Below are 13,371 nucleotides of genomic sequence, written 5' to 3'. Positions count from 1 at the left end.
CCTCCCCCCACCCCTCGCGCCCCCTGCCGTGCCCGTGCCCGCGCCCGCCGCGTACCGCCTGGTGGGGCCCCGGCATCCGTGGATGCCGGGGCCCGTCCTCCCCTGTGCTGACCCGGAGCCCCGAGCTCTCAGGGTCATTCCCCTCGGACCGTCTTCCCCGAGCGGCCCGCCTCCCGCAAAAGATCTCCCCTGGCCAACCGGCGCCAACCCTCGCCCCCCGTCACACGAAGGTGGGGTGTTGTCCGCCGTTAGCCGGGCATGAGCCCGTGTTCGAATAACAGTTCGATAGGCTGGTCCTACCGGCCGTACGGGAGAGATGGGGGGTGCCGGGTACGTGGTGCGGCGCATCGATGTGACCGGAGCGGATGGCGCACGCCTGGTCGCTTGGGAGTACGGCACCCCGACGGCAACGACGACGACGGCAACGACGACGATGCCGTCGCCCGGCACGCCCGCGGGCGCGACCCCGGGCATCCACTCGGGCACGGCCTCCGACGCCGACCGCACCCCCGGCGTGTTACTGCTGCACGGGCTGATGGGCCGGGCCTCCCACTGGGCCACCACCGCGCGCTGGCTCTCCACCCGCCACCGCACGGTCGCCCTCGACCAGCGCGGCCACGGCCGCTCCGACCAGCCGACGGACGGTCCGTTCACCCACGACGCGTACGTCGACGACGCCGAAGCCGCTGTCGAGCAGCTCCGCCTCGGCCCGGTCAGCATCGTCGGACACTCCATGGGTGCGCTCACCGCCTGGCGCCTCGCCGCCCGCCGCCCCGACCTGGTGCGCGCGCTGGTCATCAGCGACATGCGGGCCTCCCCGCTCGGCGCGGCCTCGCAACGCGTGTGGGAGAGCTGGGTCCGCGCCTGGCCGGTTCCGTTCGCCACCCTCGCGGACGTGCGCAAGTGGTTCGGCGAGGAGGACCCCCTGGTGGAGCGCCCCAGCCCGGTCCGCGGCGACTTCTACGCGGAGGTGATGGCCGAACGCCCCGACGGCTGGCGCCCGGTGTTCTCCCGCCGCCAACTCCTCAAGGTCCGCGAGACCTGGGTGCACGACGCCCACTGGGACGAACTGGCCCAGGTCCACTGCCCCACGCTCGTGGTCCGCGGCCTCGACAGCGAACTGGGCCGCGCCGAGGCCCACGAAATGGTCCGCGTCCTCCCGCACGGCCGGTACGCCGAGGTCACCGACGCGGGCCACCTGATCCACTACGAACACCCCGCGGGCTGGCGCGCTGCGATCGAACCGTTCCTCAACGAGGTGGCCAGCGTCTGAAGGGTGTCGATGTGGGTCGGGCGCAGACGTGGCCGGTCCGTGGGACCGGTTCGCGCCCCAGCCCCGCGCGCGTCACCTCGGCCGTGTCGAAACCACTCGTCCGCGCGACCATGACCCATGCGCCCGGACACCTGGCACCTCACCCGAGACCTGCACCGCTTCCTCGGCCACGCCCGCGACTTCCTTCACTCGCGGCCCGCCCTGCACACCCTTCCCCTGACCGTCACCGAGACGCTCCGTACGCAGGGGGTGGACACGTACGGGCCCGACGCCCCCGTCTTCGGGTGGCTGGAACGAGGCGGTCAGGTCCGGGCCGCCTTCTTCCGCACCCCGCCCAGGCGGCTGACCCTCACGCCCCTCGGACCTGACGAAACGGACGCCCTCGCCGTTCTCCTGGCCGACCTCGGGCACCCGCTGCCCGGTGTCAGCGCGGACCACGACACCGCCGGGGCCTTCGCCGCCGCCTGGCAGCGGAGCACCGGTGCGACGCCGGTGCTTCAGGAGCGGCACCGGCTGTACCGGCTGGGGGAGTTGAGGCCGCCGCAGCCGCCTCCGGCCGGGCGCGGGCGCGTCGCGGAGGTGCGGGACCGGGAGCTGCTCGTGCGCTGGTACCGGGCGTTCGGGGCCGAGATCGGGAGGGGTGCCGGGCAGGGCGCCGGGGCCTGGGCGGACGTCCGCATCGCCGCCCGCAGGGTCGCGCTCTGGGAGAGGCCGGACGGCACCCCCGTCTCCATGGCCGGGGCGTCCCCGATGGTCGCGGGGCAGATCAAGGTGGCTCCCGTGTACACCCCGGCCCACCTGCGCGGCCGGGGGTACGCGGGTGCGGCGACGGTCGAGGTCAGCCGGGCGGCGCTCGCCGCGGGCGGGACGGACGTCGTCCTCTTCGCGGACCTCGCGAACCCCACCAGCAACAGCCTTTACCGGAGGATCGGCTATCGCCGCGTCACCGACTTCACGATGTACGACTTCACGACGGGCCCGGGACCCGTCTGACCGCCACGGCTCAGAACGAGAAGACGACGCCCAGTGTCGCGGCCATCTCGCAGCCGTTGTTGTACGTGCCCGACCAGGCGATGTGCTCGCCCTGCCAGACGCCGTTCGCGCTCACCGTGACCGGGTCCCACTCACGGGTGCAGAAGGTCTGCGGCAGTTCGGACGGCAGTGCGGTGAAGTCGCCGTCCACGGCGTGCAGTTCGCGACAGGCCGCCGCGGCGTCCGGGTGCGTGCCCGTCGCGCGCGGGGCGCAGTCGAGGGTGACGGCGCGCTCCACCGTCGACGGCGTGGCGGACGTGCCCTTCGCGACGGTGAGGACGAGCGCGGAGGGGGCGTACAGGCTGCTCGCCGCGGCGGGCGGGGCCGTCGGAAGGGCGAGGGGCTGGGCTACTGCGGTGCCCAGTGCCGTACCGCTCAGCAGGAGTGCGGCGGCCGTGGCGATCGTGCTCCGCAGATGACGCATGGAAGGACTCCTTCACTACGAGGGTGACGAGGGTGATGTGAGAGGTGTGAGAGGTGAGAGAGATGCGAGAGATGCGAGGGCGACGCGAGAGGTGCGAGAGAGACACGGGGGCCACCAGGCCGACGAGAGCCGCGAGTTCGCACGGGTTCGTTGGCTCATGCGCTGGTGGGGTTGTACGACTGCGGACAGGAGTCTTGCGTACGCGCACAGTGAGCGCATGCGACTGCGCTGTTTTCCGGTCGCGCATCACTCGTTAGGGGTGACCGAATGGTCGTTCGGGCAGCTCGTTGCGGGTGCGGACGGCCCGGGGGAGGCGTCCACCATGTGGACGATCTCGGGTGGTCCCCTCTGGAACAACCGCCTGAGCTGCCCACTTGCTCAGGCGGCACGTTCCTTCAGCCACGCCGCTTCGACGAGAAACAGCCCCTCGTGGACAGCCCCTCGTGGTCCCCGAAGCCCTCGAAGCGCTCGGCTCAGGAGCCGAGGGGCTTCCGCATCTCCTCGCGCACCCGCACCGTCGCCTCCGCGACCTCCGTCAGATCGATCGCGCTCGGCGTCATGCCCATCGACGCGGGGGTGACCATCGACACCGACGCGTTCGTGTTGTCGTCCGCCCACGCGCACATCGGCATCGTCGCCCGGCCCGTGTCGGTCTGGTCGGCCACCAGGACCTGGCAGCTGATCTTCACGTCGGAGCCCGCCGGCGTGACGTCCTTCGCCGGTACGGCCAGTTCGATGCCCTTCGCCGTCGCGCTGCCGCGGAGGATCGAGGTGCGGGCCCGGTCCGGGTCGCTGATCCGGCCGTGCAGCCCGGAGACCACCAGGACGCCCGCCGCCTGCCCGTTCACCGAGGTGTACTGGGCGACGGTCGACTTGGCGTCCTTGATGACCTCCTCGCTCGTGCCCTTGAGCCGCTCCTGGTACTCCTGCGACATGTCACCGGCCAGCTCGTACTTCCCGTCGAGCAGCGTGGAGGGCAGCGTGAGCTGGTGCTCGGCCGGCGGGTAGTCGTCCGACGCCTTGCCGTCGGAGCCGCCGCCGGCGCCGACGACGGTGTTGCCGTACCAGGACAGCAGCAGCAAACCGGCCACGGCGCCCACGGCTATGAGCACGGTGCGGCCGGTCCGCTTCCGCGGCGGTGGCGGCGGTCCCTGGAGCGGCGCGCCCCAGGGCCCCGGAGCCGGAGCCTGCCAGGGCGTCGTCCCGTACCCCTGGGGATGCGGCGGCTGTTGCTGCGGCGGATACGGCTGCTGCTGCCCGTACGGCCCTGGCTGCGCGTACGGACCGGGCTGGCCGTAACCCCCCTGCGGGGGCTGCTGCGGCTGGTGCGGAGGCGGCGGCGTCGACATGAGCAGCAACCTACGCCACGCGCTACTTGCTGACCGCCGCCAGGATCTCCGGCAGCTCCCTGATCGTCACCGGCGCCGCGAGCCGCAGGCCCGCCCACCCGACGAGCAGCCCGTACGCCGCACCGGCCGGCAGCACCGTCCACAGGTGCTCGTGCCCGTCCGTCAGGTGCAGCCAGACCGTCACGGCGATCAGCGGCGCGCACACCAGCGCGGCGACGACCGCCCCGCCGAGCAGCGACATCCACGCCAGCGCGCCCTGCCCTGCCGCCACGTTCTTGTACGCGCTGTCCTGCGGGATCGTGTACGGGTAACGGGCCGAGGCGTACGCGCCCGTGCCCACCATCGCGCCGAGCACCGCGAGCGACAGCCCCAGCGCCGACGGCAGGGCCTGCCGGTCGCCGACGACCACCGCCACCACCACGACCGCGAGGACCGTGTACGGCAGCGCCACCAGCAGCAGTGCCAGGGCGCGCGCCCGCAGCTCCTCGTACGCGTCCCGCGGCGTCGACAGCGTCTGCACGACCATCCAGAACGCGGAGGTGTCCTGCCCGAACTGGTTGTACATCTGCAAGCCGAGCATGCCGGTGGCGAACGACGCGAAGTAGACCGAGCCGACGCCCTGGGCGGCGTTGAACAGCGGGATCAACAGACCGATCGCGAGCGCGCTGACCAGGCCCGCCTTGGTCTTCGGATCGCGCCAGAAGTAGCGCAGGCTGCGCTGCACCACGGCGGCCGTGCGGCCCCGGGGGAACAGCCGGTGCAGCAGGGCGGAGTCCGTCGCGTCGGACGACGAACGACCCGCCCGGGCGCGCGGGTCCGCCGCCGCGACGGTGGAGCCGTCCGGGGACGTCATCAGCTTGTCGAGGCTCGCCCGCCACCAGGCCAGCAGCCCGTACAGCGCCGCGGCCGAGAGAGCGAGTTGGGCGAGGGCCGTGCCGTACGAGCCGTCGCTGACGGACTCCACGGCGCCGAGCGCCGACGCCGGCGGCACCCAGCGCACCACCGCAGCGGCCGGCTCCAGCGCCGACAGGTCCAGATCGGTCGAGCTGAGCCGCTGGAAGCCGAAGTTGACGAACTGGACGCCGATCGCGATCACCAGACCGCTCAGCAGCGCCAGGTCACGGCCCTTGCGGGAGGTCAGCAGCCGGATGTTGGCCGCGGCGAAGGCCCGTGCCAGCGTCACGCACACCAGCAGCGTCAGCGGTACGGCAACCAGGGCGAGGGCCCACGCGGCGGGGCCGTGCGCCAGCGCGATCACGGAGCCCAGCAGTACGCACAGCGTGAACAGCGGGCCGATGCCCACCAGGGACGCCGTGGTCAGCGCGGCCACCAACGGCCGCGGGCGCAGCGGCAGCATCACCAGCCGCGTGGCGTCCAGCGTCTCGTCGCCGCTGGGGAAGAACAGCGGCATGACGGCCCAGCCGAGCGCCAGCACCCCGGTGAACAGCACGGTGACGGCGGCGGCGTGCTCGTGGCCGCGCAGCGCGGCGAGGCCGAGCAGTTGCAGCACCGCGAAGAGCAGCGCGGCGACGAGTGCGGTGACGAAGGCGCGCCTGCGCTTGGCGGACTGGCGCAGGCCGTTGCGCAGCAGCGACAGCTTCAGCCGTACGAAGATCCCGGCGAGGGCGCCGGGGGAGAGCTCGCCCGCGCTCGCCTCCGCGGTGCGCTTGCCCGTACCCGCGGTCGGGGGCGTCGAGCTCATCGGGCCGCACCCGCGCCGCCGAGCCAGTCCAGGGACCCGCCCCGGTCGTGGCCCTGCGCGCCAACGAGTTCGAGGAAGGCGCTCTGCAACGACGGCGCGTCGCCGCGCACCTCGGCGAGCGTCCCCTGGGCGCGGATCCGGCCCTGCGCCATCACGGCCACCCAGTCGCACAGCGACTCCACCAGCTCCATCACGTGGCTGGAGAAGACGACGGTCGCGCCGGAGGCGGTGTAGCGCTCCAGGACGCCCCGGACGGTCTGCGCGGAGACCGGGTCGACGCCCTCGAAGGGCTCGTCGAGGAAGAGCACCTCGGGGTTGTGCAGCAGGGCGCAGGCGAGGCCGATCTTCTTGCGCATGCCGGTGGAGTAGTCGACGACGAGCTTGTGCTGGGAGCCCGCGAGGTCGAGCACGTCGAGGAGCTGGGTGGCGCGCTTGTCGACCTCGTCGCCCGGCAGCCCGCGCAGTCGGCCGTTGTACGCGAGCAGTTCGCGGCCCGACAGCCGCTCGAACATCCGCAGCCCCTCCGGCAGCACGCCGATGCGCGACTTCACCTGGACGGGGTCCCGCCACACGTCGTGTCCGGCGACCTGCACCCGACCCTGGTCCGGCCGCAGCAGGCCGGTCACCATCGACAGGGTCGTCGTCTTGCCGGCGCCGTTCGGGCCGACCAGGCCGATGAAACGGCCCGCCGGCAGGGCCAGGTCGACGCCCGCCACGGCGATCTGTTCGCCGAACCGCTTCCACAGTCCTTCGACGCGGACAGCGGGCGGCGCCGGGTGCGCTCCGCCCGCCCCCACGGCCGCCGTGGCAGCCTGTTCGTCCGGCATGTTCCTGCTCCTTGGGGTCCCCGTGGTCACACGCTCCACAGCCGCGCCGTCGTGCATCGGGTGCACCAGGTGCACATGACGTGAAATGGCTGTGTACGCGTCAGTACGGAACCACCCTAAACAGGGTGCTGCCTGCGGTTTCCCGCCCCTCCCCCGGTCATCCCCACGATCCCCCGCGCCCCCGCGTCCCCCGTGCTTGTCGCTCGCGCTCGTCCCGCGCGTCCCCCCGCTTGACCCCGGTCCCGCGCCGCGTCGGCGACGGGCCGTCGGGGGTCAGGCCCGGCGGGCGGCCCGCGTCGCCGCCGCGTCCCGCCCGCAGGCGTACGCGAGCGGGCTGATCAGCTCGTCGGTGTCCGGCAGCCAGCGGTTCTCCGCGGTCGGTCGGCGCACCCACTGCACCGCGCCGCGGGCCCCCACCCGGGTCGGCGGAGCCGCGATGTAGTGGCCCTGCCCGCGCGACACCAGGTCGAGGGCGCTCGGCGCCCACCCGAGGTCCCGCACGAGCGCGGGCGCCTTCGCCGCGCCGCCCGGCAGCACGAAGAAGGACATCCGGCGGTCGGGGGTGAGGGTGACCGGGCCGAGCGGGAGGTCCATCCGCTCCAGCCGGGCGAGGGCGAGGAAGCCGGCCGACTCGGGGAGTTCGAGGACGTCGAAGGTGCGACCGGTGGGCATCAGCACGGAAGCCCTCGGCTGCTTGCCCCACAGCCGGCGCGCACCGCTGGCGCTGCCGGTCGCCTGGTTCGCCCAGTCCGACCGGGCGGGGTGGGCGCCGGGCGCCTCGCAGTCGGAGTCGCCGCAGGAGCACTGTTCCGTGGTCCCGGCCGCCTCCAGCCACGTCCCCGGAAACACGTCCCAGTGCCGCTCCTCGGCGTACCGGACGGCGTGATCCAGCATCTGTTCACCCCGTTGTTGGGGGATTTGTGCGGCTTCTGTGACTCCGATGGTCTCTTCCACGACCCTCTCAACTCCCGCGGTCACCTGGGGTTACGGGCCTCCGACGGGCCGCCCCGGGGATCATGATCCCGCATATGGGGCGCATGGATGCACATACGGGGGCGCGCATGCACATGGTGCACCGAAGGGGGTATCCACAGACGAGGGGGCGGCTGAGCGGGGGTGCGCGCCCTGCCGGGTGAAGTGGCCTGGTCGGCGGGCCGGAGCGCACGGGTCCCGCGTGCTTCATTTCGAAGGGAAACAGACTCTTCCGACGGCTTCTTTCGGGGGGTCTTCCGGATTTCTGGACCTCTGGCCTTCCGGATGCATCCAGGATTCTGGAGAAACCCGACCAACTCTCTCTCAACTCTCTTAAGTCTGCATTCTCCGTATAACAGCCGGACGGTGGCCAGTTCGTCGATCACCGCGGCTCTCAGGGGGTAGATCCATGGCAGCCAGACCACTCGTCGCCCGACAGCCCAACGAACGGCTGCAGGCACTCATCCAGGAAGCCGGGTGCTCGAACGCCGGGCTCGCGCGCCGCGTCAACATGGTCGGCGCGGAACGGGGACTCGACCTGCGCTACGACAAGACGTCCGTGGCGCGTTGGCTGCGCGGCCAACAACCGCGCGGACGCGCACCGGGAATCATCGCCGAAGCCCTCGGGCGCAAACTCGGCCGTACGGTCACGATCGACGAGATCGGCATGGCCAACGGCAAGAACCTCGCCTCGGGCGTCGGCCTCCAGTTCTCACCGACTGTGCTCGGGGCGATCGAGCAGGTCAGTGAGTTGTGGCGGAGCGACGTCGGCCGCCGCGACTTCCTGTCCGGCGCGTCCGTCGCCGCCTCCGCGCTCGTCGAACCCAGCCGCGACTGGCTGATCACCGGCGCCGACGCACAGGTGGCGCGGAGCGCCGGGGCCCGCGTGGGCACCTCGGACGTCGAAGCCGTACGGGCGATGACGACCTCGCTCACCGACCTCGACCACCGCTTCGGCAGCGGCCACATCCGGCCCGTCGTCGTCCACTACCTCAACTCCGTGGTGTCCGGGCTGCTCTCGGGCTCGTACCGCGAGTCGGTGGGGCGCGACCTGTTCGCCGCGGTGGCGCGACTCACCGAACTCGCCGGCTACATGGCCGTCGACACCGGACAACCCGGGCTCGCCCAGCGCTACTACATCCAGGCGCTACGGCTCGCCCAGGCCGCGGACGACCGGGGCTACGGCGGATACGTCCTGGCCGCGTCCATGAGCCACCTCGCCGCCCAACTCGGCAACCCGCGCGAGATCGCCCAACTCGCCCGTGCCGCACAGGAAGGCGCCCGCGGCCAGGTCACCCCGCGTGCCCAGGCGCTCTTCTACGCGGCCGAGGCGCGCGGCCACGCCCTGCTCGGCGACGCCCGCACCTGCCACTCCGTCGCCGGCAAGGCGCTGGCCGCGATGGAGCGCACCGATCCGAAGGAGGGCGACGACCCGGAGTGGATCGCCCACTTCGACGAGGCGTACCTCGCGGACGAACTGGCCCACTGCTACCGCGACCTGGGCCAGGCGGAGGCCGCCGCACACCACGCGGCGAGCGCCCTCGACGGGCACCCGGAGGGACGGGCGAGGCGGCGCGCCATCGGCTTCGCCCTGCTCGCCACCGCACAGGTGCAGCAGCGCGAGGTCGAGCAGGCGTGCCACACGGGCACCCGCGCCCTGGAACTGATGGGGACGCTGCGCTCCAGCCGGGGCGCGGAGTACCTGGAGGACCTGCAACAGCGGCTGGAGCCGTACGCGTCGGAGCCGTCGGTGCGCGAGTTCGGGGCGCGGTTGGAGCTCCAGGCGGCGGCGTGAACACGGGCCGTCGACACGGGCGTCGAGGGCGCTCCGTACGGTCGCGACGGCGCCGTTCCCGTACGGCCCACGCGGGTCGCCGTCGGTGAGAGGGGGCGTCAAGCAGGTGGGAACGGGGGCATCAACGGGGGGCATGAACAGCGTCTCGGGGCGGCGTGGCGTTACTGCTCCGCACGGGGGAGCGGGGGTCTTGAACCACCCGGTAGCGTGAAGCGGCGGTTCCTCGGTTCCGGGGTTCCCTGTCTTCACACGTAGGAGTTCCGGTGACGCAGAGCGGACACGGCGACGGGCAGCAGCATCCCGCTGCTCGTCCCGCGCACGAGGGCGTCGTGCTGCCCGCCGAGGGATCCGACCCCTGGATACCCGACACCCCGGCACCCCGGCAGCACACCACTCCCGCGAGCGGGGTGCCGTGGGGCGAGCCGTGGGGGCCGCAGGGCGGACCGGGGCAGCCTCCGCCGCCGGCACCGCCGGTCACCGGGGCGGTGCCGCTGCCGCCCGAGGCGCCGCCGACGGGCGTGCCGCACCCTCAGCCCCGGCAAGGGGGACCCGGGGCGATTTTGCCGGGCACGGGCCCGGGACCGTACGCGTCCCCCGTGGATCCGGCGTACCCGAGTCAGGAGCCGTACCCGCCCGCCGCGCACCCGGGGCCGCTGCCGCCCGTCGCCGGGGAACTCGCCGTACCTCCGCAGGCTCCTCCGGTTCCTCCTGCCGGGCCGGGCGGCGGGGCCGTGCCGCCGGTGCAGCCGCTGCCCGACGCAGTGCCGCCGGGGCCGCAGCCGTACGGCGCGGCGGACGCCACCCAACTCATCCCGCCGATCGCGCCGGGCGCACCCGGCATGCCGGGTGCCGCCGATGCCACGCAGGTCATCCCGCCCGTCGCCCCCGGTGTGCTGCCGCCCGAGCAGTCGTACGGCGCGGTGGACGCGACGCAGGTGATCCCGCCGGTGGCACCGGCCGGCGGTGACGCGACGCAGGTCATCCCGCCCGTACCGACCGGGCCCGACGCGGACCCGCCCACGACCTTCCTCGGCACCGGGCGGCTCGCACAGCAGGGCCCGGGGTACGGCGCGGGGCGCGGTCCCGAGCCGGTGACGCAGCACCTGCCGCCGGTCTCCGGCGCGGCGGTGCCGGGCGAGTTCGACAGGCTCTTCCGCGCCCAGGCCGAGTCCGGAGCGGAGCGTTCCGACGCCCGGTACGCACCCCCGGGCCCGCGCGGTGCACGCGGCTCGCGCGCCAGCCGCGGGAACCGCGAGGAACGGCGGCGCAAGTCGTCGCAACTCGCCGTCATGGGTGCGGTGATCGTCGCCTGCGCCGTCCTCGGACTCGGGGTGAGCGCCGCGCTCTTCGGCCAGGGCGAGGACGAGTCGCCGAAGCCCACCGTCGACCGGAACCCCGCGCCGCCGTCCGCCCCCGCCGACGCCGGCACGCCGCCCGCTTCGGTGTCCGCGCCGTCGCCCTCCACCGCCGCGCCGGACCCGGTCAGGGAGCAGGCCGTCGCGCTCGACAAGCTCCTCGCGGACAGCAACAGCAGCCGGGCCGCGGTCCTGCGCTCCGTCGAGAACATCAAGCAGTGCAAGGAACTCGACCGGGCGGCGGAGGACCTGCGCGCCGCGGCCAACCAGCGCCGCGGCATGGTCACCCGGCTGGAGGGCGTGAGCGTCGACAAGCTGCCGCGCAACGCCGAGTTGACCGCCGCGCTCAAACAGGCGTGGCAGGCGTCCGCCACCGCCGACGACCACTACGCGGCCTGGGCGACCCAGGTGAAGGGCAAGAAGGGCTGCAAGGACGACCGGGCCCGCAGCACCCGCAGCACGGTCGCGGCGAACCGCGCGAGCGGCGAGGCGACCAAGGCCAAGCGGCAGGCGGCCGGCCACTGGAACGCCATCGCCGCTGCCCACGACCTCCCCCGCCGCTCCAGCGACCAGCTCTGACGCCCCGCGCGGCCCTGGGGGCGCCCGGGAGGTGCCCGCGGCGTCAGCTCTTGCGCTGCGCCGCGAGGATCGCGTCGACGTTCACGAAGTCGGGCTCCTGGGCCACCAGCCGCCCCTCCCGCACCACGTTGAACGTCACGTGCCGGTTGACCGCCCGCGGATAGTCCGGAGTGCCCAACTTCGTCCCCCGGTCCCAGCGGAGCGTCGGCGTCACCCCGCCCGTGGGCACCTCAAGGCCCCCCGAGAGGGTCCGCGACACCGCGTACGCCGTGATCTCGTCCCCGTCGATCGCCTCGATCGCCGCCTTGAGGACCGTGTACGCGATCCACGTCGTCTGGGTGCCCGCGTCCGTCGGGTCGACCTTGTTGTCCGCGAAGGCGTGCTCGTCGATCACGTTCTTCATCTGGTTCCAGCGCGGATCCGCCGCCGCCGGGTACCAGCCCGTGACGAACGCGCCCTCGAAGGGGCCCGAGCGCCCGCCCGTACGGTCGATGAAGGACTGGCCGACGCTGCCCACGACCGACGACAGCGCGATGTCCCGCCCGTCGTCCGGGAGGCGGCGGAAGGAGTCCACGAACGTCTCCGTGCGGTCCCCGAGCGCCGCCGTCACGCACCCGGGCCGCTGGTCGTCGCCGGTCTCCGCGCCCTCCCCGGCCTTGGTGCGCGCCTGGTCGGCCTGGCGGGTGTACTCGGTCGCGTCGTCCGGCGCGAGGATGTCGTCGGCTTCGCGCTGCCCGCCCTGCGCGAGCCCCGCGTCGAGGAGCTCCGGCAGCTTGTCGCCGGCGATGGAGTCCGGGCGGACGATCGCCACCCGGCGGCAGGTGTCGGCGAGCTGGCGCCCCTGCCCGGCGAAGAGGGCGGCCGGTCCGCCGTTGACCGGGTAGGAGAGGTAGCTGGTGAACTCCTCCTCGGACGCGCCGAAGCCGCCGACGAAGGGGATCCCGGCGACCTGGAGCGGCGCCGTGAACGCCCTGCCGTGCTGGCTGTACGAGCCGACGACCGCGACCACGTCCTCCTCGACCGCCTGCCGCGCGCACCGCGACGCCCCCGCGGCGGTGTTCTTCTCGTTGCAGGTGACGACCTGGAGCCGGTGGCCGTCGATGCCGCCGCTCGCATTGACCCACCGGGCGTACGCCTTCGCCATGGCCGGCATCCCCGGCATGTTCGTGGCGTCCGTCCCCTCGGGGGCGAAGGTCATCACCTTCACCGGCTCGCGCGAGCCGCCGTCGAGGCCGGGGAGCGCGCCGCAGCCGGAGACCAGCAGCGCGGTGGCGGTGGCCACGACGGCGGTCGCCGCGGCCCGGCCGGTACGGGCCAGGGGCGTGCGGGTCGACGGCGTACGGGCCCCTGGCGTACGGGCCCCTGGCGTACGGGAAGGGGCTGTGCGGGCTCTGGGCGTACGGGCCGAGGTCTCACGGGCGGCAGCGGTGCCGGGCCTGCTGGTCATGGTCCCCCACGGTTCCGCCACCGTGGTAACGGAACCGTGAGCGCCGTTGGCCGCGGGGTGTCGGAAGGATGAACAGCCGGGGCGCGCGCGGGGCGGACGCGACGAGAACGTACGATCGACGGCGTGGAGCAAGCCCCGGTCACCCCTTCCCGTCGCCCCCGTCGCTCATCCACCATGGGCGGTATGCCGTTGAATGACATGCCGTGGTGGCGCTGGCGCTGCAATGTGCGCTCGGCGTTGCACATGCTCTCCGACCCCGCCTTCCATCAGGACGTCTGGCTGGCCGGGAGGGAGGGGTACGGCGACGTGACCGACGCCGTCTACCGTCTCGTCGAGGACACCTGGCTGGACAACTGGTCCGCCGAGAAGTACGTCGGCACGATCTTCCGCGACGCGACCGAGGCCGCGCTGGTGGACGCCGCCGTGCTCCGGGTGCTCCGGATCCTGCACCAGGTCGGCGCGGACGCCCCCGTGTCGACGTACATGGAGCACCCGGGCTGGCCGGAGGCGGTCGCGGCGGCGCGCGAGGCCCACATATGCCTCGCGGCGAACGACGGCGACGCCGCGGACGAGTCGCCGCGCTCGCTGGACGTGCTGCGGATCATGACGCGTACGG

The 13,371-nt window shown here is 73.4% G+C and carries 11 protein-coding genes; 5 read left to right on the top strand and 6 right to left on the bottom strand.

The genetic code is table 11. The features are described from left to right. The first annotated feature begins 334 nt into the window (after positions 1-334). Together AB0E05_RS35160 and AB0E05_RS35155 are read left to right on the top strand one after the other, a co-directional pair. A complete protein-coding gene (locus AB0E05_RS35160; RefSeq protein WP_361971461.1) occupies positions 335-1,273 on the top strand; it encodes an alpha/beta hydrolase in 939 nt (312 codons plus the stop codon). Positions 1,274-1,390: 117 nt separating this feature from the next. After that, positions 1,391-2,266 carry a GNAT family N-acetyltransferase gene (locus tag AB0E05_RS35155; RefSeq protein ID WP_361971416.1) on the top strand — a complete coding sequence of 292 codons (876 nt, stop codon included), beginning with the start codon at positions 1,391-1,393 and terminating at the stop codon, positions 2,264-2,266. Between the two features lie 10 nt (positions 2,267-2,276). On the opposite strand, the gene AB0E05_RS35150 is transcribed toward AB0E05_RS35155, so the two are convergent. The 5 genes from AB0E05_RS35150 to AB0E05_RS35130 form a co-directional block, all read right to left on the bottom strand. Continuing rightward, entirely contained in the window at positions 2,277-2,729 is a 453-nt protein-coding gene (locus tag AB0E05_RS35150) for a subtilase-type protease inhibitor (RefSeq protein ID WP_361971414.1), read from the bottom strand. Between the two features lie 473 nt (positions 2,730-3,202). Next, positions 3,203-4,078: a hypothetical protein gene (locus AB0E05_RS35145; protein WP_361971412.1), complete on the bottom strand. Its 876-nt coding sequence runs from the start codon at positions 4,076-4,078 to the stop codon at positions 3,203-3,205. Positions 4,079-4,100: 22 nt separating this feature from the next. After that, positions 4,101-5,780: a transporter gene (locus tag AB0E05_RS35140; protein ID WP_361971410.1), complete on the bottom strand. Its 1,680-nt coding sequence runs from the start codon at positions 5,778-5,780 to the stop codon at positions 4,101-4,103. Continuing rightward, entirely contained in the window at positions 5,777-6,607 is an 831-nt protein-coding gene (locus AB0E05_RS35135) for an ABC transporter ATP-binding protein (RefSeq protein WP_361971408.1), read from the bottom strand. Before AB0E05_RS35135 ends, AB0E05_RS35140 begins: the two co-directional genes overlap by 4 nt. Positions 6,608-6,880: 273 nt before the next feature. Beyond that, positions 6,881-7,501 carry a bifunctional DNA primase/polymerase gene (locus AB0E05_RS35130; protein ID WP_361971406.1) on the bottom strand — a complete coding sequence of 207 codons (621 nt, stop codon included), beginning with the start codon at positions 7,499-7,501 and terminating at the stop codon, positions 6,881-6,883. A gap of 487 nt (positions 7,502-7,988) precedes the next feature. Here AB0E05_RS35130 and AB0E05_RS35125 point away from each other — a divergent pair, with 487 nt between their 5' ends. Both AB0E05_RS35125 and AB0E05_RS35120 read left to right on the top strand, forming a co-directional pair. Further along, positions 7,989-9,374 (top strand): transcriptional regulator, encoded by a 1,386-nt coding sequence (locus tag AB0E05_RS35125; RefSeq protein ID WP_361971404.1) that lies wholly within the window; start codon positions 7,989-7,991, stop codon positions 9,372-9,374. 263 nt (positions 9,375-9,637) lie between these two features. Beyond that, positions 9,638-11,308 (top strand): hypothetical protein, encoded by a 1,671-nt coding sequence (locus AB0E05_RS35120; RefSeq protein WP_361971402.1) that lies wholly within the window; start codon positions 9,638-9,640, stop codon positions 11,306-11,308. Positions 11,309-11,351: 43 nt separating this feature from the next. Here AB0E05_RS35120 and AB0E05_RS35115 read toward each other — a convergent pair whose 3' ends face one another. After that, on the bottom strand, positions 11,352-12,755 hold the full coding sequence (locus AB0E05_RS35115) for an ABC transporter substrate-binding protein (protein WP_361971400.1): 1,404 nt from the start codon (positions 12,753-12,755) through the stop codon (positions 11,352-11,354). 183 nt (positions 12,756-12,938) lie between these two features. Between AB0E05_RS35115 and AB0E05_RS35110 the strand changes: the two genes are divergently transcribed. Continuing rightward, positions 12,939-13,371: hypothetical protein (locus tag AB0E05_RS35110; RefSeq protein ID WP_361971398.1), on the top strand; the 433-nt coding region annotated here is incomplete at its 3' end.

Source organism: Streptomyces sp. NPDC048057, assembly GCF_040653095.1.
Classification (GTDB): Bacteria; Actinomycetota; Actinomycetes; order Streptomycetales; family Streptomycetaceae; genus Streptomyces.
This window is presented reverse-complemented; position numbering and strand designations above follow the sequence as displayed.

Excerpts from the sequence above, each read along its gene's own strand:
- AB0E05_RS35155 (WP_361971416.1), top strand. The coding sequence starts at position 1,391 with ATGCGCCCGGACACCTGGCACCTCACCCGAGACCTGCACCGCTTCCTC.
- AB0E05_RS35150 (WP_361971414.1), bottom strand. The coding sequence starts at position 2,729 with ATGCGTCATCTGCGGAGCACGATCGCCACGGCCGCCGCACTCCTGCTG.
- AB0E05_RS35145 (WP_361971412.1), bottom strand. The coding sequence starts at position 4,078 with ATGTCGACGCCGCCGCCTCCGCACCAGCCGCAGCAGCCCCCGCAGGGG.
- AB0E05_RS35140 (WP_361971410.1), bottom strand. The coding sequence starts at position 5,780 with ATGAGCTCGACGCCCCCGACCGCGGGTACGGGCAAGCGCACCGCGGAG.
- AB0E05_RS35135 (WP_361971408.1), bottom strand. The coding sequence starts at position 6,607 with ATGCCGGACGAACAGGCTGCCACGGCGGCCGTGGGGGCGGGCGGAGCG.
- AB0E05_RS35130 (WP_361971406.1), bottom strand. The coding sequence starts at position 7,501 with ATGCTGGATCACGCCGTCCGGTACGCCGAGGAGCGGCACTGGGACGTG.
- AB0E05_RS35125 (WP_361971404.1), top strand. The coding sequence starts at position 7,989 with ATGGCAGCCAGACCACTCGTCGCCCGACAGCCCAACGAACGGCTGCAG.
- AB0E05_RS35115 (WP_361971400.1), bottom strand. The coding sequence starts at position 12,755 with ATGACCAGCAGGCCCGGCACCGCTGCCGCCCGTGAGACCTCGGCCCGT.